This is a genomic window from Mesorhizobium sp. M1227, assembly GCF_040318315.1.
GTDB lineage: Bacteria > Pseudomonadota > Alphaproteobacteria > Rhizobiales > Rhizobiaceae > Mesorhizobium.
This window is the reverse complement of record NZ_JAMYLZ010000099.1, coordinates 1-1,321: the sequence shown is the minus strand read 5'-3', so window position 1 is coordinate 1,321 and position 1,321 is coordinate 1. Positions and strand designations below refer to the sequence as shown.

The 1,321-nt window shown below is 63.7% G+C and carries 1 protein-coding gene and 1 other annotated feature; the gene reads left to right on the top strand.

Annotated features, from left to right (window positions below):
• Positions 1-50: 50 nt before the first annotated feature.
• Positions 51-1,282, top strand: a protein-coding gene (locus NKH28_RS34265; RefSeq protein ID WP_352981459.1) for an IS3 family transposase whose coding sequence is annotated in 2 segments (ribosomal slippage) — positions 51-342 and positions 342-1,282 — 1,233 coding nt in all. Because the reading frame shifts where the segments join, the coding sequence is not laid out codon by codon here.
• Positions 335-451: a sequence feature (AL1L pseudoknot), on the top strand. Its footprint overlaps the gene before it by 117 nt.
• Positions 1,283-1,321 lie beyond the last annotated feature (39 nt).

The window sequence follows — 1,321 nt, the reverse complement described above, 5'->3', positions numbered from 1 at the left end:
TGAACCGCGCCGGGTTGATCGGAGGCTCCAACTCCTGAGAAGGTGGAGCCATGACAAGCAAGACGACCAACAAGTTCTCTCCCGAGGTCCGAACCCGCGCGGTTCGGCTGGTTCTGGATCACGAAGGCGAGCATGCCTCGCGGTGGGCGGCGGTTTCGTCGATCGCCGCCAAGATCGGCTGCACGGCGCAGACGCTGCATGAGTGGGTGAAGAAGGCCGAGCGCGACAGCGGCGTGCGTGCCGGTGTGCCTACGGATGTGGCGACGAAACTCAAGGCTTTGGAACGCGAGAATCGCGAGCTTCGGCAGGCCAACGAGATCCTGCGCAAGGCGAGCGCGTATTTTGCCCAGGCGGAGCTCGACCGCCGGTTCAAGCCATGATCGCGTTCATCGACGATCACCGCGAGGCGCATGGGGTCGAGCCGATCTGCAAGGTGTTGCCGATCGCCCCGTCGACCTACCACGACCATGTCGCCAAGCGTATCGATCCCTCCCGGCTGTCGGCTCGGGCAAAGCGGGATGAGGCTTTGAAGGATGAGGTCCGACGCGTGTTCGAGGCGAATTTCCGCGTTTACGGCGTTCGCAAGGTTTGGCGGCAGTTGCAGCGCGAGGGCTTCGATGTCGCCCGCTGCACGGTTGCCCGCCTGATGAAGGCCATGGGCCTCGAAGGCATCATCCGCGGCAAGCCGATCCGCACCACGGTGAGCGACAAGGCGGCACCATGTCCTCGGGACCATGTCAATCGCCAGTTCCATGCGCCGAGGCCGAACATGCTGTGGGTCTCCGACTTCACCTACGTCGCGACCTGGACCGGCTTCGTCTATGTCGCCTTTGTCATCGACGCCTATGCCCGCCGAATCGTCGGCTGGCGGGTGAGCCGGACGGCGCATGCCAGCTTCGTTCTGGACGCTCTGGAACAGGCTCTCCATGACAGGCGGCCCGTGCAGGGCAACGGGCTCGTGCACCACAGCGATAGAGGCAGCCAATACGTCTCTATCAGATACACCGAGCGCCTGGCGGAGGCCGGCGTCGAGCCGTCCGTGGGCAGTATCGGCGACAGCTACGACAATGCTCTCGCCGAAACGATCAACGGTCTTTACAAGGCCGAGGTGATCCATCGACGCGGACCCTGGCGCTCATTCGAGGCCGTCGAGTTCGCCACGCTCGAATGGGTCGACTGGTTCAACAATTGCCGGCTGCTGGAGCCCATCGGCAACATCCCGCCGGCCGAAGCCGAGGAACGCTACTACGCCATGCTGGATGAACCAGCCATAGCCGCGTGACTCAAACGCAACGGCCTCCGGAAAACCCGGCGCGGTTCA